Source organism: Vibrio sp. HM8-C, assembly GCF_058630515.1.
Genome location: NZ_JBMMKS010000007.1, coordinates 61,968 through 80,671, shown reverse-complemented (window position 1 = coordinate 80,671; position 18,704 = coordinate 61,968). Strand labels below are relative to the sequence as shown.

The 18,704-nt window shown below is 44.1% G+C and carries 21 protein-coding genes; 12 read left to right on the top strand and 9 right to left on the bottom strand.

The annotated features are described in order from the left end of the window. Window positions 1-59: 59 nt before the first annotated feature. From ACOSVQ_RS10100 to ACOSVQ_RS10090, 3 genes are all read left to right on the top strand, one after another. Entirely contained in the window at window positions 60-569 is a 510-nt protein-coding gene (locus ACOSVQ_RS10100; protein WP_491982448.1) for a TRAP transporter small permease subunit, read from the top strand. Continuing rightward, window positions 566-1,888, top strand: coding sequence for a TRAP transporter large permease (locus tag ACOSVQ_RS10095; protein WP_491982447.1), 1,323 nt, complete (start codon window positions 566-568; stop codon window positions 1,886-1,888). The genes ACOSVQ_RS10100 and ACOSVQ_RS10095 overlap by 4 nt, the downstream gene beginning before the upstream one ends. Window positions 1,889-1,966: 78 nt before the next feature. After that, a complete protein-coding gene (locus ACOSVQ_RS10090; protein WP_491982446.1) occupies window positions 1,967-3,007 on the top strand; it encodes a TRAP transporter substrate-binding protein in 1,041 nt (346 codons plus the stop codon). Window positions 3,008-3,120: 113 nt separating this feature from the next. On the opposite strand, the gene ACOSVQ_RS10085 is transcribed toward ACOSVQ_RS10090, so the two are convergent. Further along, complete coding sequence (locus tag ACOSVQ_RS10085; protein ID WP_491982445.1) at window positions 3,121-3,972, bottom strand: LysR family transcriptional regulator; 852 nt, start codon at window positions 3,970-3,972, stop codon at window positions 3,121-3,123. A gap of 184 nt (window positions 3,973-4,156) precedes the next feature. On the opposite strand from ACOSVQ_RS10085, the gene ACOSVQ_RS10080 reads away from it, so the two are divergent. From ACOSVQ_RS10080 to ACOSVQ_RS10065, 4 genes are all read left to right on the top strand, one after another. Next, on the top strand, window positions 4,157-4,576 hold the full coding sequence (locus tag ACOSVQ_RS10080; protein WP_491982444.1) for a rhodanese-like domain-containing protein: 420 nt from the start codon (window positions 4,157-4,159) through the stop codon (window positions 4,574-4,576). Between the two features lie 54 nt (window positions 4,577-4,630). Further along, a complete protein-coding gene (locus ACOSVQ_RS10075; protein ID WP_491982443.1) occupies window positions 4,631-5,089 on the top strand; it encodes a GNAT family N-acetyltransferase in 459 nt (152 codons plus the stop codon). An 80-nt stretch (window positions 5,090-5,169) separates the two neighbouring features. After that, window positions 5,170-5,664 (top strand): GNAT family N-acetyltransferase, encoded by a 495-nt coding sequence (locus ACOSVQ_RS10070; RefSeq protein WP_491982442.1) that lies wholly within the window; start codon window positions 5,170-5,172, stop codon window positions 5,662-5,664. After that, the gene (locus tag ACOSVQ_RS10065) at window positions 5,664-6,209 is read left to right on the top strand and encodes a GNAT family N-acetyltransferase (protein ID WP_491982441.1); all 546 of its coding nucleotides are present in this window, start codon (window positions 5,664-5,666) and stop codon (window positions 6,207-6,209) included. Before ACOSVQ_RS10070 ends, ACOSVQ_RS10065 begins: the two co-directional genes overlap by 1 nt. A gap of 96 nt (window positions 6,210-6,305) precedes the next feature. Here the strand turns inward: ACOSVQ_RS10065 and ACOSVQ_RS10060 are convergent, their stop codons facing one another. After that, window positions 6,306-7,628, bottom strand: coding sequence for a YjiH family protein (locus ACOSVQ_RS10060; protein ID WP_491982440.1), 1,323 nt, complete (start codon window positions 7,626-7,628; stop codon window positions 6,306-6,308). 152 nt (window positions 7,629-7,780) lie between these two features. After that, window positions 7,781-8,593, bottom strand: a complete 813-nt coding sequence (gene hutG, locus ACOSVQ_RS10055) for an N-formylglutamate deformylase (protein WP_491982439.1) — start codon at window positions 8,591-8,593, stop codon at window positions 7,781-7,783. Between the two features lie 242 nt (window positions 8,594-8,835). Between hutG and ACOSVQ_RS10050 the strand changes: the two genes are divergently transcribed. Together ACOSVQ_RS10050 and ACOSVQ_RS10045 are read left to right on the top strand one after the other, a co-directional pair. Then, window positions 8,836-10,221 carry a formimidoylglutamate deiminase gene (locus tag ACOSVQ_RS10050; RefSeq protein WP_491982438.1) on the top strand — a complete coding sequence of 462 codons (1,386 nt, stop codon included), beginning with the start codon at window positions 8,836-8,838 and terminating at the stop codon, window positions 10,219-10,221. Continuing rightward, window positions 10,214-10,819, top strand: coding sequence for a HutD/Ves family protein (locus tag ACOSVQ_RS10045; protein WP_491982437.1), 606 nt, complete (start codon window positions 10,214-10,216; stop codon window positions 10,817-10,819). Before ACOSVQ_RS10050 ends, ACOSVQ_RS10045 begins: the two co-directional genes overlap by 8 nt. Before the next feature lie 53 nt (window positions 10,820-10,872). Here the strand turns inward: ACOSVQ_RS10045 and ACOSVQ_RS10040 are convergent, their stop codons facing one another. After that, window positions 10,873-11,130 (bottom strand): DUF4282 domain-containing protein, encoded by a 258-nt coding sequence (locus ACOSVQ_RS10040; protein WP_165313702.1) that lies wholly within the window; start codon window positions 11,128-11,130, stop codon window positions 10,873-10,875. A 250-nt stretch (window positions 11,131-11,380) separates the two neighbouring features. On the opposite strand from ACOSVQ_RS10040, the gene leuE reads away from it, so the two are divergent. Next, window positions 11,381-12,022: a leucine efflux protein LeuE gene (gene leuE, locus ACOSVQ_RS10035; RefSeq protein WP_165313703.1), complete on the top strand. Its 642-nt coding sequence runs from the start codon at window positions 11,381-11,383 to the stop codon at window positions 12,020-12,022. Between the two features lie 68 nt (window positions 12,023-12,090). Here leuE and ACOSVQ_RS10030 read toward each other — a convergent pair whose 3' ends face one another. Next, window positions 12,091-13,017, bottom strand: a complete 927-nt coding sequence (locus ACOSVQ_RS10030; RefSeq protein WP_491982436.1) for a ketopantoate reductase family protein — start codon at window positions 13,015-13,017, stop codon at window positions 12,091-12,093. 285 nt (window positions 13,018-13,302) lie between these two features. Here ACOSVQ_RS10030 and ACOSVQ_RS10025 point away from each other — a divergent pair, with 285 nt between their 5' ends. Further along, entirely contained in the window at window positions 13,303-14,040 is a 738-nt protein-coding gene (locus ACOSVQ_RS10025) for a helix-turn-helix domain-containing protein (protein ID WP_491982435.1), read from the top strand. A 94-nt stretch (window positions 14,041-14,134) separates the two neighbouring features. Here the strand turns inward: ACOSVQ_RS10025 and ACOSVQ_RS10020 are convergent, their stop codons facing one another. Both ACOSVQ_RS10020 and ACOSVQ_RS10015 read right to left on the bottom strand, forming a co-directional pair. Beyond that, window positions 14,135-14,449: a hypothetical protein gene (locus ACOSVQ_RS10020; protein WP_491982434.1), complete on the bottom strand. Its 315-nt coding sequence runs from the start codon at window positions 14,447-14,449 to the stop codon at window positions 14,135-14,137. Window positions 14,450-14,556: 107 nt separating this feature from the next. Further along, the gene (locus tag ACOSVQ_RS10015) at window positions 14,557-15,492 is read right to left on the bottom strand and encodes an EamA family transporter (protein WP_491982433.1); all 936 of its coding nucleotides are present in this window, start codon (window positions 15,490-15,492) and stop codon (window positions 14,557-14,559) included. 100 nt (window positions 15,493-15,592) lie between these two features. Here ACOSVQ_RS10015 and ACOSVQ_RS10010 point away from each other — a divergent pair, with 100 nt between their 5' ends. Further along, a complete protein-coding gene (locus ACOSVQ_RS10010) occupies window positions 15,593-17,029 on the top strand; it encodes an aminotransferase-like domain-containing protein (RefSeq protein WP_491982432.1) in 1,437 nt (478 codons plus the stop codon). On the opposite strand, the gene ACOSVQ_RS10005 is transcribed toward ACOSVQ_RS10010, so the two are convergent. Then, window positions 16,947-17,882 carry a DMT family transporter gene (locus ACOSVQ_RS10005; protein WP_491982431.1) on the bottom strand — a complete coding sequence of 312 codons (936 nt, stop codon included), beginning with the start codon at window positions 17,880-17,882 and terminating at the stop codon, window positions 16,947-16,949. The genes ACOSVQ_RS10010 and ACOSVQ_RS10005 overlap by 83 nt on opposite strands. A gap of 99 nt (window positions 17,883-17,981) precedes the next feature. After that, window positions 17,982-18,695, bottom strand: coding sequence for a helix-turn-helix domain-containing protein (locus ACOSVQ_RS10000; protein ID WP_491982430.1), 714 nt, complete (start codon window positions 18,693-18,695; stop codon window positions 17,982-17,984). Window positions 18,696-18,704: the final 9 nt, after the last annotated feature.

The window sequence follows — 18,704 nt, the reverse complement described above, 5'->3', positions numbered from 1 at the left end:
TGGATAAAGTGAATTATCCGCACTTTTTTATTTTAAGGGATTGGTAATAAGGAAATTTCATGCCCGGATTTGTTGTTGCCTACGTGAAATACGTCGACGCGTTTAATCGCTGCGTTGGTCGTATTATGACGTATGGCATATTTGTCATGGTGGGGATCCTGCTTTGGTCTTCTATCTCAAAAACCTTCTTTATGCCGTCATTGTGGACGCTTGAGTCTGCTCAATTCATGATGGTTGCCTATTACATCTTAGGTGGCGCATACGCTATCCAACTGAATGCGAACGTTCGTATGGACCTGTTCTATGGCGAATGGTCAGTCAAAACGCGAGCATGGGTAGATGCTTTCACCGTCTTCTTTTTGCTTTTTTACCTTGCAGTTCTGCTTTACGGCGGGTTGGAAAGTACACTCTATTCGCTTGATTATGGACAACGCACACGTACAGCTTGGCGACCATTGTTGTGGCCGATCAAAGCGTTAATGTGTGCAGGCATTTTTATGATGATCCTTCAGTCTATTTCACAATTTATTAAAGATATCGCGATGATACGAGGAGTAGAGCTCAAATGAGTTACGGCATGATCGCAACAATGATGTTCTCGTTGATGATGTTGCTTATGGCAACGGGTCAACGTGTATTTGCTGCAATAGGTGCTGTTGCTTCCATTGCCGCTATTCTTTTATGGGGAAACGGAGGGGTTGAAATCCCTTTTACCGCAGCTGTAAAGCTGATGAACTGGTACCCAATGCTTACCCTGCCCATGTTTATCTTCATGGGCTATATCCTGTCTGAATCGAAAATTGCTGACGACTTATACAAGATGTTCCATGTCTGGATGGGACCGATGCCCGGTGGTCTTGCGATAGGTACTATTGGACTTATGGTACTGGTCTCAGCCATGAACGGTTTGTCCGTTGCGGGTATGGCTATCGGTGCAACCATTGCGTTACCTGAGCTTTTAAAGCGTAAGTACGACAAAAAAATGGTGACAGGTGTGGTTCAGGCGGGTTCTTCGTTGGGGATACTTGTCCCGCCATCAGTGGTGTTGGTTCTGTATGCGATGATTGCGCGTCAGCCTGTTGGTCAGCTTTGGCTTGCGGGCGTAATACCTGGTTTAGTCATGGCGGTGTTGTTCATTCTCTATGTCGCTATTCGTTGTCGAATCAATCCAAGCCTTGGCCCAGTACTTAGCGAAGAAGAGCGCAACGTTCCTATGGCTGAAAAGCTGCGTTTACTTGGAGCGGGTATCCTACCTTTAGGTATTTTCGCAGTAATGATGGTGCCTTTTGTGAATGGTTGGACAAGCCTAGTGGAAAGTTCAGCTATTGGCGCAATGGCTGCGTTACTTGCGGCACTTTTGAAACGTCGTATGACACGCGTTGTGTTTGAGAACTCTGTGCGCAGCACATTAGCCATCTCCTGTATGTTCATGTGGATTATCCTTGCGGCGTTAGGCTTTGGCGCGGTGTTTGATGGTTTAGGCGCGGTGAAATCTATCGAAACCTTGTTTACTGAGCAGCTCGGCTTAAGCCCTTGGACAATCCTTATCCTGATGCAGCTTTCGTTTTTGGTGATGGGAACTTTCCTTGATGATACCGCGATGCTGGTTATCGTTGCTCCGTTGTATGTCCCGTTAGTGCACGCGTTGGGCTTTGACCTCATTTGGTACGGCGTGCTCTACACCGTTACGTCTCAGATTGCGTATATTACGCCACCGTTTGGTTACAACCTGTTCCTGATGCGAGCCATGGCTCCACCGGGCATTACGCTACGGGATATTTACAGCTCCATTGGGCCTTTTGTTGCCATTATGGTGCTCTCGCTGATCCTAATTATGATTTTTCCGCAAATGGCATTGTGGTTGCCTGATTACGTATACGGAAAATAAGGGACAACTCGATTTTTTAGAAATAAAAATACCAGTCGGACGAGAAGTCCACAGGGAAAATTAACCGGAGGGATATCCATGAATTCAAGACGTAAGTTTTTAACCAGTGCAGCGGCGCTCACCGCGGGAACTTTGCTTGCTCCTGCTAAAACGTTTGCAGCGAACCCGAAAATTAAATGGCGTATGCAGACGTACGCTGGTCCTGCGTTGGCTGAGCATGTAGTGAAACCTGCCATCGAAATGTTTAACCGCCTCGCGGGCGATGAAATGCAAATTGAACTGTACTTTGCAGACCAACTAGTACCAACTGGTGAGCTTTTCCGTGCGATGCAAAAAGGCATTATCGACGCTGTACAGTCTGATGATGACTCTATGGCATCGCCAACAGAAGTGACTACTTTTGGTGGCTACTTCCCATTTGGTAGCCGCTACTCACTCGACATTCCAGTGCTATTCAACCAATACGGTTTGGACGAAATTTGGAAAGAAGAGTACGCGAAAGTAGGTGTGAAACATATTTCCGCAGGGGCTTGGGACCCTTGTCACTTCGCAACGAAAAAGCCAATCACTAGCTTAAATGATCTTAAAGGTCTTCGTATCTTTACTTTCCCAACAGCGGGTCGTTTCCTTGCTAAGTTCGGCGTAGTTCCAGTATCTATTCCTTGGGAAGATGTGGAAGTGGGCCTTCAAACTGGTGAGTTGGACGGTATTGCATGGTCGGGCATCACTGAAGACTACACTGTGGGGTGGTCAAAGGTGACGGATTACTTCCTAACCAATAACATCTCTGGTGCTTGGATTGGCCACTTCTTTGCCAATATGGAACGCTACAACGCGTTGCCAGATCATCTAAAAGAACTACTACAACTTTGTATGGACAGCTCTCATTACTATCGTCAATGGTGGTACTGGGGTGGCGAAGCAAAACTTCGCGTAGAAGGTACAGACATGAAACTGACCTCTATTCCAGATGCTGAATGGGCAACAGTTGAAGCAGAATCGCACAAGTTCTGGGATGAGATTGCGAAAGAGTCACCAACCAAAGCGAAGGTGGTTGAGATATTTAAGAAATACAACTCAGATATGGAAAAAGCGGGCAGACCTTATCGTTACAGCTAATCTGTTTCCTTTTTAGACTCACAACATCAGCGGCTTTGGTCGCTGATGTTGTTTTTGGTGAACATGTTTTAACAGATGATTGTTAGCTAACGTTTGTTATAGGGGGAGAAAGGTTAATCAATGTTCCAAAGCAGCCCCAATTCTTGCAGCACCGCTTTGGTAATGGGCGAGCCCGCTTTGTTTTGCGCGACAACAAAGTAGAGTTCGGCGTCGAAATCGAGTTCTGGAAGGAGGCTTATTTCGCCATTTTGCGCGTGAGTTTGTGCGTCTTCCAGCTCATAGAAACTGATGCCCAAGCCACTTTTAACCAGCTCCAATCTTGTTGCATCATCGTCGCTGCTGGTAATCGAATTGATCTCTTTGCCCAACTTTGATTTTAGAAAGTCATCAAATGGGCAGTAATACCCCATGGTGATCCAACGTTGGGTCTGTAAGGGTGTATCAGACACAAAATCAAACGGCGCAATGGTAGTAATTCTTTGTGATTTTATTTTCACGGCAACGAGATCATTAGGTATCTCACCATAAATGAAACCGCCATCCAGTTCATCATTTCGAATCGCTTCAATCGTTTTACCTGAAGACATAGGTTGGATTTGCAGCATAATACCGGGAGTACTTATCAGTAAGTTTTCAATGAGAGACGAGATCTGAAGTTGCGCTGGCTTTTGATTCATTCCCAGTCGGAAATTACCGATGATTTCATCCTGACTGGATGCCGCGGCATTAACCAAATCAAACGCAGAATCTAAGGTTTTCTGCGCTTTCTTCAATAACAGCTCGCCTTTCTCGGTGAGAGTCATGCCTTTGCTGGTTCTAACAAACAAAGGAACTTGTAGCTCTTCTTCTAAAGCTTTGATGTGTGCACTGACGGCTGGTGGCGTTGTGTATAGCTGCTTAGCCGCGAGGGTTAAATTGCCAGTTTGGGCAACAACGACGAATGAGCGTAGGTGATAAAATTCCATGTAATCCAGCGTGTTCCAAAAGTCACAATCGATAGCTCATTATCGGCTTTCAGAACCAAAAGTATATTTGTTTTCTCTTAACGCTCCCTTCAGAAACTACGAATTCTCTCCACCACTTATGCCTAATACACTAACTAGGAAACAACATGGTTTTGGTTCAACAGCGTTAAGGAGATAAATCGCTATGAAAATATCAAATGTACTTTCCCATCCAGCAGCGGACAGTGAAACTGCGAACGCGTTTTTTACTAGCAAACTGGGCTTTGAAACCGACTGTTCAGATGTTTATGCAGATATTAAAGAAAACAACAAACAGTTCATTTTACTCGATGTTCGAAGTGTCGAGGCCTACAACAAAAGCCACGCTATCACTGCAGAGAGTATGCCTCACGCCAACATCAATGCGGAGTCATTCGCACATTTCCCCAAGGACACAACCTTTGTTGTCTACTGCTGGGGACCGGGGTGCAACGGTGCGACTAAAGCTGCAAAAAAAATCTCTGCATTGGGTTTTGCAGTAAAAGAGATGATTGGCGGTATTCAATATTGGGAAGATTTCGAGCGATACCCTGTGAATCGCCGATTGGGTGAAGCACAAAGCTAGATGATGATTCAATGAGCAAAGCAGAAGCTGATAACAGGTTAACGAGGGAGTGAAATGGTGAATCAACAAATCGAAATCCGCAGGAGTTCCACGACTGACTCTCATGTTGTTTGGCAACTGATGCGTGAGCACGCGATTTACGAAGGTCACGATCTGGTTGAATCAGACCAGCTTCATTGTTTAGAAAATCAAACATACCCCGCAGCAATTTGGGTTGTCGAAATCGATAGTCGAGTTGTGGGGTATATGAGCTTGATAAAGCAGTTTTCAACATGGGAGATGAAACACTATCTCTACTTGGACTGCCTTTATCTTAGACCTGAAGTTAGAGGCAAAGGCTTAGGCAAAGCGATGATGATGAAAGCTTCAGAGTTGGCTGAAGAATTTTCTTTATCAGAAATTCAATGGCAAACACCCACATCAAATACCACCGCCATTGGCTTTTATCGCAAGTTGGGCGCGATGGATAAAGAGAAGCAAAGGTTCTTTTGGAACCACAATGAATTTATATAGTTAGCCCTGATTGCGACTTCCATCCGAAGCTGTCATTCTGGGAATAATGAAGGTAACCACTCATTTTCTTAAGAGCCAGAATGTCAATAAAGCCAGTCGATGAAAATACATGGGCAGGAATACTCTCAGTGCAGTCTGAAGTCTATTTGCAAGTAGAGCCTGAAACGATAGATGTGTTGCAAAGTAAATGGCGTCGCACACCGCAGTGCTGCTTCGTGTATCAAGACAAAGAGTCAGTGTTGGGTTATCTCTTGGCACATTCTTGGGACAAGCAAGCACCACCGAAACTGTTTAAACCGCTACCGGAACAATGCGGCGCTTTAAACTCATATCTGTTTCTGCACGATCTCGCAATATCAGAAAAGGCTGCTGGGCAGGGAATAGGAAGCCAGTTAGTCAGCCACTTAATTTCAATAGCAAAAACAATGGACTTTAATGAAATCCGCTTGGTAGCAGTGCAAGGTTCAGCAAGCTTTTGGAACACTATGGGCTTTAGTGAAGTAGACAAGCAGAGCATTTCACCAACCTATGGTGAAGGTGCCAAAATGATGAGATACGTTTTAGAGGAGGAATAATGTTTAGCCTGAAAATAGAAAAGGATTTAAAGCTGGTTTTGGTGCAGCATTCATTCGCAGCTCGGTATTTTGAGATTGTTCAAAGTGAACGTGAGTATTTGAGTCAATGGCTCGCTTGGCCTCCTCATGCAGACAGCGAAGCCTTCTTTCACAGCTTTATTCAGCGTTCACTGCACGATTATGCCGATGGAAAGTCTTTGGTTTGCGCGATGTTCTATGAGGACCAGCTAGTAGGCAACATCAGTTTCAATACCATCAATCATGATCTTAAAAAAGTAGAAATCGGTTACTGGCTGCGGGAAAAATTTAAGGGTAAAGGCATTGTCACGCGGTCAGTCTCTAAGCTCATCGAGATGGCGTTTCGTGAATTGAATATGCAGAAGGTTCAGATTTCAGCCGCTGTTGATAACGCGCCTAGTCGCAATGTTTGTAAACGTTTGGGGTTCAACTTGGAAGGCATTATTACTTGTGCGGAGAATCTCAATGGACGCGTTGTTGAGCATGCTGTTTATGGCTTGAGCCGCAGTCATTGGCTTGGTAAGTAAACACGTTATGTTGCTTTCACTTACACAAATATCACGGTCTGAAATAAAAATCCCCACTGTAATCACTGTGGGGATTTTTCATTCATCTAATCGCTATTAGCTCATCGTAAAGTGCTGAATTGCGTACGCTACCGGTGAACTTAACAGCAGTGTTAATACTGTACGTTGGAACCAAACTACAACGATCTGTTTCACTGAGATAGGAATCTCAGTCGACAAAATACAAGGGATCGACGCAGAGAAGAACAAGATGGAAGAGATAGAAATCTGACCAATCACGAAGCGAGTAATGAAGTCACTTTTCGCAGCAATCAGTGCAGGTAAGAACATCTCTGCAAGGCCCGTCGCTGAAGCTTTTGCTACCAACATAGGATCTGGCATTTGCGCTATCCAAGCAAATGGATAGAACAGGATGCCCAACCATTCGAAAACAGGTGTGTATTTAGCAAGTAACAAGCCGATCAAACCCACAGACATGATTGATGGCAAAATGCTCATCGCCATTAACAGACCTTCTTTCAGGTTGTTAATAATGCTGCTCAACACTGGCTCAGATTTGTCTGCGATTTGTAGACCTTCATTCACGGCTTGTTTGATGCGTGGTAGATCACTTGGAATTTCATCAGCAACCGTCTTTGAATCATCTAAACGAGCAAGTGGACGTAGACGTACCGTAATAGCGGTAACGACAAAAGTCAGAACCAATGTACTCCAGAAGAACAGGTTCCAAATCTCCATCAAGCCTAACGTTTTAGCCACGATAACCATGAAGGTTGCTGAAACGGTTGAAAAGCCTGTAGCGATAATGGCTGCTTCTTTTGCTGAGTACTGACCGGATTTGTATACGCGGTTGGTAATAAGAAGACCAATTGAGTAGCTACCAACGAAAGAGGCTACCGCATCAATTGCTGACTTCCCTGGAGTTTTGAAAATTGGGCGCATTACAGGTTGCAACAGCACGCCAACCAGTTCAAGCAATCCAAAGCCGATGAGAAACGCTAAGAAAATTGCGCCGACAGGAACAATCAAACCTACTGGCACAACAAGCTTGCCAAATAGAAACGGCAGCATGTCTTTTTCAAACAAGACTGCAGGGCCGATAGAGAAAAATGCCATCAGAGCAGTAATCACACCGACAACTTTAAGTACAGAGAGCACTTTTTGCGTTGTGTTTGCGTTCCAACTACCTGTAATAAAAGGGTAGACGCTACCAGCGATGATCATCAGCAGTGCATAAATCTCAACACCTTTAGGTGATGCTGCACGTAGCCAAGAAACCATGTGGTCGAGTGGAATAGTGGATTTTGCGTTAATTTCGATGGGTACAAAGAAAAAAATGATGCCGATAAGGCTAAACAGCACCAGTTTTAGTGCTGAAGACCAAACTGGCTTCGTTAGCATGGATTCGGTTGCTTCCATAGTTACCTTCCTTAGTGGGTTGATCTTTGCAAATAGGCAGACAATCTGGCCTACATGCAGTGATTTTTTCCTGACTGAACTTTTAAGCTCGGCGTTTAAACGCTATTGCTTGCCGCTCTTCTAAACGGCAAGTTACTAATTATGTTGTGTAATTAAATCTCTGCTTTTAGAACGGCAGATAATATCGCGTTGAGTTGCGATTTGATTGCGATGGCTTTATCCGCATCTAACTCGTATCTCCCTTGAGCGAGAGCGTCATTGCTTAGGTAAGTGTCTTGTGACATTTCAAGCTGAATAGCGTGAATGTTTTCACTTGGTTTACCAAATCCGCGAGTAATGAAACCGCCTTTGAAGCGTCCGTTGAGTACTTGGCTATAGCGATCAGAAACCGCGCCCATCACAGCATCGACAATCGCGCTGCTGCATGATTCACCTTGGTTGGTTCCCCAGTTGAATTCAGGCAACGTTCCTTCGAACAACATAGGTACTTGCGCAGCGATACTGTGGGCATCAAATAAGATAGCGTAGCCGTGAATAGATTTAAGGCGTGCAAGTTCCTGTTCGATGGTGGAGTGGTATGGGTGCCAAATCTGCTCTTTATAGCGTTCGTGGTCACTTTCGCTTGGTGCTTTACCATCAACGAAAACGGGGGTGGAGTCGAAAAGGATCTCTGGGAATAAGCCAGTAGTCTTTGTTGTGTAGAGTGGTTTGTCGTCACTTGGTCGGTTTAGGTCAACCACGTAGCGAGAATAGTTGGCTGAAATGACACTCGCACCCAGTTCTTTGACACACTCATAAAGCTCTGGAATAAACCAGTCGGTATCTGGAAGTTTCTTGGCGGCTTGCGTTAAACCTTGTTCAACTTCTGGAGTCAGACCTAGACCAGAGTGAGGCATACTCACTAATAGTGGGACGCTTCCTTGATGAAATTCGAATGGTGAACGCACACAATTTGGCTGACTCATTTGACAGATACTCCGTTATCTTTATTAAATGTATATACATTTGTTAATCTAGCTGTCATAAAACGTTGTTGCAAGTGAGAAGTTAATTATTTATTGCGTTTATCCCATTTTTTCTCGTATTTGTTTCCCTTGTTTTTGTAGGTGAATTGGGTGGGAAAATATAACTTGTATATACATATAAAGCTAAATTACACTTATTTTAAACAGTGCAAGTGATTACTTTTTTGAACTAGGAATTCACCATGACAGGGACTCAAACACGTCATTATTTCTTTGCTGAGCGAGCTTGGCTTGCTGATGGTTGGCATAACAATGTCTCTTTCGAAGTTACCGACGGAGTGTTTACTCATGTCGAATCGGATACTTCAGCGGTTGAGGGAGCAACAAAGCTTATTGGCCCAGTTTTGCCGACTTTAGCAAACGTGCATTCGCATGCTTTCCAACGTGTAATGGCGGGAATGGCAGAAGTGTGTTTGAACCCAAATGATAGCTTTTGGAGTTGGCGCGATCTGATGTACAAAATTGTACAAAAACTTTCGCCAGAACAAGCCAACGTTATCGCGACTCAGCTTTATATCGACATGCTTAAAGCGGGCTATACCCAAGTGGGTGAATTCCACTACTTACATCACGCTGTTGCGGGTAAACACTATGCCAACCGCGCTGAGATGTCACACCAGTTAATCAATGCCGCGGATCGCTCTGGTATTGGTTTGACGCTGCTACCTGTGCTGTATTCTCATTCTGGTTTTGGTGCGCTTGCTCCGAACGAAGGCCAAGCTCGCTTTATCAATTCTTCACACTCTTATTTGGAACTGCAAAGTCAGTGTGAACAAGCCTTAGCAGGTTCAAAACTGCACAACCTTGGTATCTGTTTCCATTCACTACGTGCGGTAACAGAGCAGCAAATCAAAGAAGTATTGAGCTCATTAGACAGCAACAAAGTTGTACACATTCATATTTCTGAACAGCAGAAAGAAGTGAATGACTGTTTGGCATGGAGCGGTCAACGTCCTGTTGAGTGGTTGCATGAACATGTGGGTTTGAATGAGCGTTGGAACTTAATTCACGCGACACATTTGAATGAATACGAGCTCAATGCAATTGCCAGCAGCAAAGCAGTAGTGGGTTTGTGTCCGACGACAGAAGCAAACTTAGGTGACGGTATTTTCCCTGGTGTTGAATTTGAACGTTTGAATGGTCGTTGGGGTATCGGTTCAGATAGCCATGTGAGTCTGTCGATTGTTGAAGAACTACGTATTCTCGAATATGGACAACGCCTTCGCGATCAACAACGCAATCGTCTATATCGAGGCGAACAAACTAGCATTGGTGACAACCTGTTTAAGCAAGCGTTATTGGGCGGCAATCAGTCATGTGGCGTAGAGCTAGGTTTAGCGGTGGGTCAACGCGCAGACTTTATGGCGCTTGATGATAGCCAGCCGTTTATTGGCGCAAGCGAAACCAAAGATGTACTGAATCGTTGGTTGTTCGCATGCAGCGAAAATGTGGTGAAAGATGTGTTTGTTGCAGGCAAGCAAGTGATTAGCGAAGGACGACATGAGCTAGATGTTATAAGCCGTTCAGAGTTCTCTAAAGTGATTAAGAAGGTTATTTACGATGTCTAATCACTCAAACTTGTTTAGCGTAGTTCCTCAATCTGACTATCTGCGTATGCCATGGAAAAATGGCTTAGGTGAAACGTTAGAAATTGCGGTGAGTCGAGAAAACGATGAGGTGTTGTATCGCGTTAGCCAAGCGGCTGTGGTTGAAGATGGCGCGTTCTCAGATTTTTCTGGTTTGCATCGTACGCTTGTTTTGCTAAAAGGCAATGGGATGCTTCTGTCCCATAAAAACGCACAAAAAGAATATCAACATAAACTTGAGCAAGTGTTATCTGTTGCGCATTTCGCTGGTGGTGATAGTACCTATGCGACCCTATCAAACGGGGCCATTGAAGATCTCAACATTATGGTGCGAGAAGGCAAAGCAGGTTCGGATGTGCAAGCCATTTTCTCTCCTGCCTCTTTTGATGTTAGCCGTGATTCGCACACGCTATTCACAGGCTTCTACGCTAACAGTGATTGTGTACTGGCGTTGGACTTTGCGTCAGAGCGTCACACGGTAAAGCTGCAAAGCCAATCAATGTTGCTGCTTAGCCACAGCGCAAAAGTGACACTGGAAAGCGGCTCAGGAGTGGCTATTTCCATTTACTCAATTGACTAAGTTTACGCGATGGTCGCAATCGTAGGGTTGAGCATGGCTCAACCCTAAGTTTTCTATTGCTTATCTTTTAGGATTTGAAGATTTTCATTGATCTTAAAGATAACGATCATCAGTTCACACCAGATACGAGCGCCAATTGAGCCTAGAATCATAGTGATTAAGCCTAAGAAGAAAGTGCCTGCAGTTAATCCCTCATAACCGCTGAACATGGTGCCTAATCCAGAAATCACCGCAATAATGATAAGCAGCCAGTAAAGACCTGTTACGAGTTTTGGCGTTAGCATCGAATCGAAGGTGAACATTGATTTCATAGTTACATTTCCTTGTTTAATTTATTTTTTTCTTGGGTGAATAGACATAGATTGCCGAGTAAAGATATTAAACGGATTGATTATAAATACCACTGTTAAGCTGTAGGTAAATCTCATTTATTCAGATGGTTAGATTCTTACTCGAATTGTTTGAGCGAATAATTTAATAAGTCATCATGTTGTAACTGGATATTTAAATTCTTCGGGCGTATATTTCTGTTTCAATTCTGCGCAGTATATCGAGGGCAATATGTTAGAGGCGTTTGGCGTTATTAATATTTGGACGTATTTAGTTGGTCTGACAATGATCATTCTTGCTCCGGGTCCAAACTCTCTTTATGTATTGAAATCAAGCTCATCACTGGGTGTGAAAGCTGGCTATCAAGCAGCGTCTGGTGTGTTAATCGGCGATGCTGTTTTAATCCTGCTCTCTTATCTGGGAGTCGCGTCACTCATTCAAACTTCTCCAGTTTTGTTCACTATCATTCGTTATCTTGGTGCGGCTTACCTGCTGTATTTAGGTATTAAAATCATCCATCAACTGATGAGCAAAAAAGGTGAAGAGGGGGCAGAAATGGCGCGCCCTAAGAAGAAAGAGAACGTGTTTGCTAAGTCACTCACTTTGAGTTTGACCAACCCAAAAGCGATTCTTTTTTATGTGTCGTTCTTCATCCAGTTTATTGATTACACCTATGAGCACACTTGGGCGTCTTACCTGATTTTGGCAACCATTTTAGAAGTGTTCAGTATTGTCTATTTGAGTGTGCTGATTTTCCTTGGTACGTCTTTGACGCAGATGTTCAAAAACAACAAGGTATTGGCGAATTTGGGCAATGGCTTGCTGGGTATGTTCTTTATGGGCTTTGCTGCTCGTCTGGCGAGCTTGAGTTAATCGTCGAATGATTTGAAAAAGGGTAAAGACCATGTCTTTACCCTTTTATGTATCTAGAAGAGCAGCAATTAATCGTATAGGTCGTATGAACCTTCGATAGCATGAATCAAATCTACAATCAGCGTGTTGTATGGTGTTGGAACCCCATAGCGTTTTGCTTGCTCGACTATCGCGCCATTGATGGCATCGATTTCCATCTTCACATGGTTTTTTCTGTCTTGATACATTGAAGAGTAACCATCCCCTGCAACTTCGCAGACACTCTTCACCATATTCAGCGCTTCGCGGCGGTCGAAATACGTACCGTCCGCTTCGGCCACTTCAATCGCTTCATATATCAGGCGCTTTGCAAAGTCCCATGCGTGTTGGTTTTTCACCATATAGCCAATAGGTGTTTGCGTAATGGCAGTAAAGGTATTCACAGAAAGGTTTACCAGCAGCTTGCTCCAGATGATTCTTTGAATGTCGTCTGTCACTACGGTTTCAAAACTTGCTTCTTCAAGCAGTGATGCAGCAAGAGTTATCTGCTGCTTTGCTTCATGGTTACTGCCAATGGTTGTTGCACCTGACGCGGGATGTTTGATGTTACCTTTACCAAGATTGACCGCATTATGTTTACTGTTACCAATGATGACGTTTTCTTTCTTGGCGTATTTTTCAATGATACGGTCATTTCCAGCGCCGTTTTGCAACGTCATCACTAAGGTGTTTTCGTCAAAAAGGCTTTGGTTTTGTTCAAGAGCTTGCTCAGTGTATGTCGATTTCACAAACACAATGACGAGATCCATTTTCTCTTGGCACTGACCTGAAAGTGAAGCTTGAACATTAGGATAAGAGACCACAGTTCCGTTAGCCTCATGAACGGTAATACCTTCCGTATTTATTGCGTCAACTTGAGATTGGAGCGTATCAATCATGCGTACCTGATGTAGCTTACTTAGGTATGCGCCATATAGACAACCCATCGCTCCGGCACCGACAACCGCAATTTTCATATTTTGTACCCTTGTCCTTATAAGATGTGACTGCCAGCATGGATGCGGAAGAGTCCTTTCTCTCACGCGCTAGCATTTGCAGTATACAAAGCCGTTGTGAAACTCAGAAATCGATGAAGTTTCGTTAAATGAAACTTATTTGCTGATTATTCTCTTATTAATAGAATAAATGGGGTGTATTTGATAAATTCGCTCAACTAGATGACGTTTATCGTAGAAAATCACGAAAACGCACCGTAATACGAGCATTGGACACATTTGTCTCAGGAAGAGGCTACAAACATCATGATTCGAGAACCCTCAGATAACCAAGCGATCAACCGACATATCGGTACTCGTATCAGGACTCATCGCAAAAATATGGGAATGACGATTCAGACCCTAGCCGACAAGATTTTCAAAAGTAGAGCGACTGTCTCAAAGTATGAAACGGGTGAGATTTCATTAGATATGGTGACTCTGTTTAACGTTGCTTCTGCTCTTCAAGTAACACCAAACCAGCTGATTGATTATCGTGTGAATACTCAACCGGAGACAGGTTTGAGAGCCTCCGCGATGAAGACCTTTCATAACGCTTCACAGCTCTATTTCTACTTTTATGACGGACGATACAACCGCCTTAAAGACGGCGTGATAAATATTCTTCCAGAGAAAGAGGGCAATCAACATACGGCGACGTTGACGATCAGCGTCGTAACTCGTGACGGTAAGAGTAGTGAAATTTATTACTTGGGATCGGTAACTTACAGCGATCGTTTAATTCGCTTTTCGTTTATCAACCAATACAACACGTTAGAAGAGTGTCTGTTGTATATCTTCAACCCGCTTGAGCTTAGAGACAGTACCTATGGAATGCTGTGTGGCATATCTTCAGCAGATATGCGTCCTTGTGCTTTCAAGTGCTTGGTAACATTAACTAGCCAACAATATTCCGACGAATTGAAAGAGCACCTTCGTTTGACTCGTGATGAGCTCAAAGAGTCGAAAAAACTCAATATGCTGGTGATAGATAACGTGCTTTAGCCCGCGTTAACCGCATGTGGAATAAGTGATGATTTGAAAGAAAAAGGCTGCGTAATTGCAGCCTTTCGAATACCTATCTATGGACAACTATGGCCTATGGCCAAGCGCGTTTTTTCCCGCCAGCGTTAGCTTTAATAAGTTCAATCGCCTTCTTGGACTTGTCTTCGATTGAATCCAAACTTTTCGACACATTAGCCTGAAACTGTTTGGTCAATGCGACTTGTTCAGCATCGGTTTTTGGCACGGCTGGTGTCTGAATTTTGTGGATCATCTGTGCCAATTGCTTGTTTTGGCTTTCCAGCGTTTTCACTTTTAGATTGAGCTCTCTTAACGCACTGTTCTGCTCTTCAATTTTGGCTTCAATACTGTTGAAGGCTTTGAGAATTTGCCCAACACTCTGCTCAGTCATCAAGTTCTCCGCAATTGGCTATTGTTGATTTTCAACCACCAAGCACGTTTTCAAACGATACTGCGCCAGTGATAAATTTGCGCCAAGTATACAGATAAACCCTGCCGTTATTGCGTAGGAATACGCCGATATTTGGCCTTTCTATTGCTGAATAAACGTTTGAACAAACCGCTTTTTCGCTCCGAATTTGCGTTGCTTGGATAAAGAACAGCAACGATTCCAGCGAGGAAAAGAGAGCAGGATATCCATTGCACTGTTGAAAGTGTCTCGCCAAAAAACAGGTATCCGCTTAACAAAGCAAACACACTGGTTAATAGCGTCAGCGGTGCGAGTTTAGACATCGGATAGTTAAGGATCATCTTATTCCAGATCCAGTAGCCGAACAGAGTTGTTGGGTAGGCTTGAAACAGTACCGAGAACCAAGCACTTCCGTTCCACTGCTCATAGGTTGTGACTAAGCCGTCAACCCCGTTTACTGCAAGGCTTAGCAGTATCAGTGGCACGGGAGCATACAACATCCCCCAAATGTTAAAGGCAAACGGTGATTTGGTCCCTGAATGACGAATAATTACCCCCATTAATGGCCAGCAGATAGCGGAAATCAGAATGAACACGAAGCCAAGCAGAGTGATATTACCGTTGGTATAAACGATAGAAAGAATTAAGCCAACCAGTGCGACCGCAATTCCAAGCCACATCTGCTTGCTTATGACCTCTTTATAAAGCAAAGCTCCCACTGCGATAGTGGTTAACACATCTAGCTGTAGTAAAACTGACGCCATACCGGACGAAAGACCAAATGCAATCGAGCAATACGCCATCCCCCATATCCCAGTGCCAAATACTAAACCGTAGGCGATGAAGTATTTAACGTGGACGTTTGGTTTCTTCACAAAAAAGATAATAGGAAAAGTCGCTAACAAGAAGCGAGCTGCGGCAATTAAAAAGGGATCGAGTTGGCTGACACCAAGTTTGATAGCGGAGAAATTCACGCCCCAAATGACCATGACTCCAATAACGAGTAATAAATGTTTTCCCTGCACAATAATCTCCTCATGTTCGAATTATAGACAGAGTATTGCTTGAGCTATAAAACCAGTACAGATACAATTTGTGAAAATTTAACCAGTACAATTTATCGCTATGCAGAAATATAAACAGTTAGCAGAGAAGATCATTGAAGATATTCAGACCACCAAATTGAAACATGGTGATCGTATGCTTTCATTGCGTCTGTTTGCGAAGCAACATGACGTGAGTGTTTCGACAGCGGTAAGTTGTTATCAAGAGTTAGAACAAAGGGGCTGGTTAGACGCTCGTCCCCAGTCAGGGTTCTTTATCTGTTCAAAAACGCCAGTTGTCTCAACACCATCATGGAAGCGATTCACGCCACAACTGGCAACGGATGTTCGCCCCCGTGTCAAACCTCAAGTGAAATCAGGGCCACTGGGTATCGCGTGTATCGAGCCGGATGTGATTGCACTGCGTGCGATGGAAAAAAGCTTTCGTCGTGTAATGACACAATCTGCTTCGAAACTGACTCAATATCCGGATAAGAAGGGTGAACCTGTACTGAGAGAAGCGCTGAGCACTCACTTCAGCCAGCTGGGGTTTTCGCTTCACAAGGATGAATTGGTGGTAACTCATGGCTGTATGGATGCAGTGAAAAGTGCATTGCAAATCGTTGTGAATACAGGTGACACAGTGGCAGTGAGTTCACCATGTTTTAACGGATTACTAGAGCTGCTCTCCAATCTGGGCTTAAAAGTTATCGAGATTCCGTCACTAGCAGAAGGGATTGATCTTGATGCGCTGGAGAAATTGTTTCAAAACCAGCAGGTACAGGCAGGATTGTTTTGCACCACACACATGAATCCGCAGGGCATTACTATGTCGGCAAAACAGAAACAACGATTGAGTGCGTTGGCGGGGAAATACCGGATACCTGTGATTGAAGATGATGTGTATTTCGAACTCAATCATTCAGACCAGTTGCATTTGCCTACTGCCTACTACGACGACAGTGGTTATGTGATTTGGTGTGGTTCTTTCTCCAAAACTTTATCGCCAAGCTACCGTCTGGGTTGGTGCCGTCCGGGGAGGTTTATTGAAAAATACACTCAGCAATACGAAGGTGTGCCGACGCTGATTCAAATGGCGATTGCGGATTTCATTCAAACCGGCGCCTATAGCCGACACCTCAAACGTGTGAGGCATCAACTGGCAGTAAATAAGCAAGATTACACCCGTTTTCTGGCGCAACATTTGCCCCAAAATAGTCGAATTACTCAGCCTGACGGTGGTCTGGTGCTGTGGATTCAAGTGACGGGTTTAAATGCACAAGCACTTAGCGATAAAGCCATCGAGCTAAATTTAGATATTCGAATTGGCAGCGTTTTTACTGAGTCTCAACGCTATGATGACTGCGTTCGAATTAACATAGGTTTTGCACTAAACCACGACATCGAAACCTTGTTAAACACCTTGGTTGGACTTATCAATAGCTGTCTGCCGCTTGAGACTTGCGAAAGCGAAACGTCTGAACAGGAAGCACTTGCAATACTAAGCAGACAAGAATAAATGCAAACCCATACCAGCCTATAACGGCGAATCGCTCTCCAACCAAAGCGACAGCAAACAGTGTGGCAATGGCAGGTTCAAGCAGAGTGATCAGCGTAGCCGTGCTTGCTTCCAAGTGCTTTAACGCATAGCCAAACAGCAGGTAGCCCAAGAACATAGGTATGGTTGCCATATAGATGACCACAGCAGTGTGTTTGGCATCTGCAAACAGGTTATCTCCTGTAATGAGCAGTGAGGGTAGCAACAAGGTCGCTGCCAAACCAAACATGCTCGCCATTGCTGACTGAGAACTCACTCCCCGTTCAATCATGCCGCGTGCTGCCCATGAGTAGGAGGCATAAGTAAGTGCAGCGATAATTCCCAGTACAATTCCTAAAAGTTGAAGCATCGAACTTGCGTCTGAGTGAGCACTTTGTTCTTTTCCAAGCGTGAGTAACACGATACCAATAGCCCCTACGATGAAAGAGACTACCCATTGTAAAGATATCTGCTTTTTGCTGATGAGACGCTCAAGTAAAACGGTGAAAAACGGCGCGCTGGCGATGGAAATCAAAGTGCCTATCGCGACGCCTGAAAGTCGCATTGAGGTGTAAAAAGCGAGCGGATAGATAGCGACCGCTGCGCCACCACAAAGCAAAAGTTTGTATTGCTGAAGTAGTGTAGCCATATCGACAATGAGCTTTCTTCGTGCATTAAACATGAGTAACAATCCACCGCCACCCATAGCCGATGCACCTATGGCTAGAGGGCTAATATCTGGTGCGAAACTGGCTGCGGTTCCTGTTGTTCCCCAGAACACACTGGCGAGAACAACGGCAAAGACTCCGCTGATATTTGCATTTCCTCTAAACATAACCACTCCATCTATTCATTTAATTTAGGCAGTATTGTATGCGTGAACGGCTGTACATTTTGTGCAGATTGGACGTTTGTGTGGGCTATGAAGACGGACTTAACGAGTTATCTTTGAGGGGGATAGACCAAAATGCTGAGAAAATCGGCGGCTAAAAGCACTGTGGTCAGCATAACCGACAGACTCAGCGACAATTTGAATTGGGTAGTCAGTATGGATAAGTAACGCCTGCGCTTTCTCCATCCGTTTTTGAGTAATGTACTGAGTCACGGTTAGGGATGTTTGTTGTTTGAAAAGCTTTTTGAATTGAGTTGGACTCAAAAAAGCAACAGACGACAGCTGCGTGATAGACAGTGAATCTGCAAGATGAGCTTCGATATATTCTTGAACTTTTCTGATGCGATTATCGAACTGCTTTAGGATCTGTTGTTCCGAGAGTAAAAGCGAGAAAGTTTGCAGCATCATCTTTTCGATATCAGGGTTCACTTGATATTTAAGTTGCTCTTCAATGAAACTCAAATAGTGCATTAATGGGGGGCTGATAGAAAATACGATGGTGTTAGATTCCACAATGTGTGACGGCAGAGTATCGAGATCGGCTACCACAAACCGTGCTTCTGATTCAGCCGCGAAATAGTGCATTTCATTTGCACGTACCACCACGCATTCACCGGGTCTCACCGCACCTTTAAATGCTTCTACTTCAATGTTGATTACACCACGAACAGGCAAAACCAACTGATAGAAATCATGGCTGTGCCCGTTCTTTTGACGGCTATAGGAGCGGATTGAAAGTGAGTTGGAATTAAGCATTCATCAGTT

Excerpts from the sequence above, each read along its gene's own strand:
- ACOSVQ_RS10090 (WP_491982446.1), top strand. The coding sequence starts at position 1,967 with ATGAATTCAAGACGTAAGTTTTTAACCAGTGCAGCGGCGCTCACCGCG.
- ACOSVQ_RS10060 (WP_491982440.1), bottom strand. The coding sequence starts at position 7,628 with ATGGAAGCAACCGAATCCATGCTAACGAAGCCAGTTTGGTCTTCAGCA.
- ACOSVQ_RS10025 (WP_491982435.1), top strand. The coding sequence starts at position 13,303 with ATGATTCGAGAACCCTCAGATAACCAAGCGATCAACCGACATATCGGT.
- ACOSVQ_RS10085 (WP_491982445.1), bottom strand. The coding sequence starts at position 3,972 with ATGGAATTTTATCACCTACGCTCATTCGTCGTTGTTGCCCAAACTGGC.
- ACOSVQ_RS10080 (WP_491982444.1), top strand. The coding sequence starts at position 4,157 with ATGAAAATATCAAATGTACTTTCCCATCCAGCAGCGGACAGTGAAACT.
- ACOSVQ_RS10095 (WP_491982447.1), top strand. The coding sequence starts at position 566 with ATGAGTTACGGCATGATCGCAACAATGATGTTCTCGTTGATGATGTTG.
- ACOSVQ_RS10075 (WP_491982443.1), top strand. The coding sequence starts at position 4,631 with ATGGTGAATCAACAAATCGAAATCCGCAGGAGTTCCACGACTGACTCT.
- ACOSVQ_RS10005 (WP_491982431.1), bottom strand. The coding sequence starts at position 17,882 with ATGTTTAGAGGAAATGCAAATATCAGCGGAGTCTTTGCCGTTGTTCTC.
- ACOSVQ_RS10050 (WP_491982438.1), top strand. The coding sequence starts at position 8,836 with ATGACAGGGACTCAAACACGTCATTATTTCTTTGCTGAGCGAGCTTGG.
- ACOSVQ_RS10010 (WP_491982432.1), top strand. The coding sequence starts at position 15,593 with ATGCAGAAATATAAACAGTTAGCAGAGAAGATCATTGAAGATATTCAG.
- ACOSVQ_RS10030 (WP_491982436.1), bottom strand. The coding sequence starts at position 13,017 with ATGAAAATTGCGGTTGTCGGTGCCGGAGCGATGGGTTGTCTATATGGC.
- ACOSVQ_RS10065 (WP_491982441.1), top strand. The coding sequence starts at position 5,664 with ATGTTTAGCCTGAAAATAGAAAAGGATTTAAAGCTGGTTTTGGTGCAG.
- ACOSVQ_RS10040 (WP_165313702.1), bottom strand. The coding sequence starts at position 11,130 with ATGAAATCAATGTTCACCTTCGATTCGATGCTAACGCCAAAACTCGTA.
- leuE (WP_165313703.1), top strand. The coding sequence starts at position 11,381 with ATGTTAGAGGCGTTTGGCGTTATTAATATTTGGACGTATTTAGTTGGT.
- ACOSVQ_RS10045 (WP_491982437.1), top strand. The coding sequence starts at position 10,214 with ATGTCTAATCACTCAAACTTGTTTAGCGTAGTTCCTCAATCTGACTAT.
- ACOSVQ_RS10100 (WP_491982448.1), top strand. The coding sequence starts at position 60 with ATGCCCGGATTTGTTGTTGCCTACGTGAAATACGTCGACGCGTTTAAT.
- ACOSVQ_RS10020 (WP_491982434.1), bottom strand. The coding sequence starts at position 14,449 with ATGACTGAGCAGAGTGTTGGGCAAATTCTCAAAGCCTTCAACAGTATT.
- ACOSVQ_RS10000 (WP_491982430.1), bottom strand. The coding sequence starts at position 18,695 with ATGCTTAATTCCAACTCACTTTCAATCCGCTCCTATAGCCGTCAAAAG.
- hutG (WP_491982439.1), bottom strand. The coding sequence starts at position 8,593 with ATGAGTCAGCCAAATTGTGTGCGTTCACCATTCGAATTTCATCAAGGA.
- ACOSVQ_RS10070 (WP_491982442.1), top strand. The coding sequence starts at position 5,170 with ATGTCAATAAAGCCAGTCGATGAAAATACATGGGCAGGAATACTCTCA.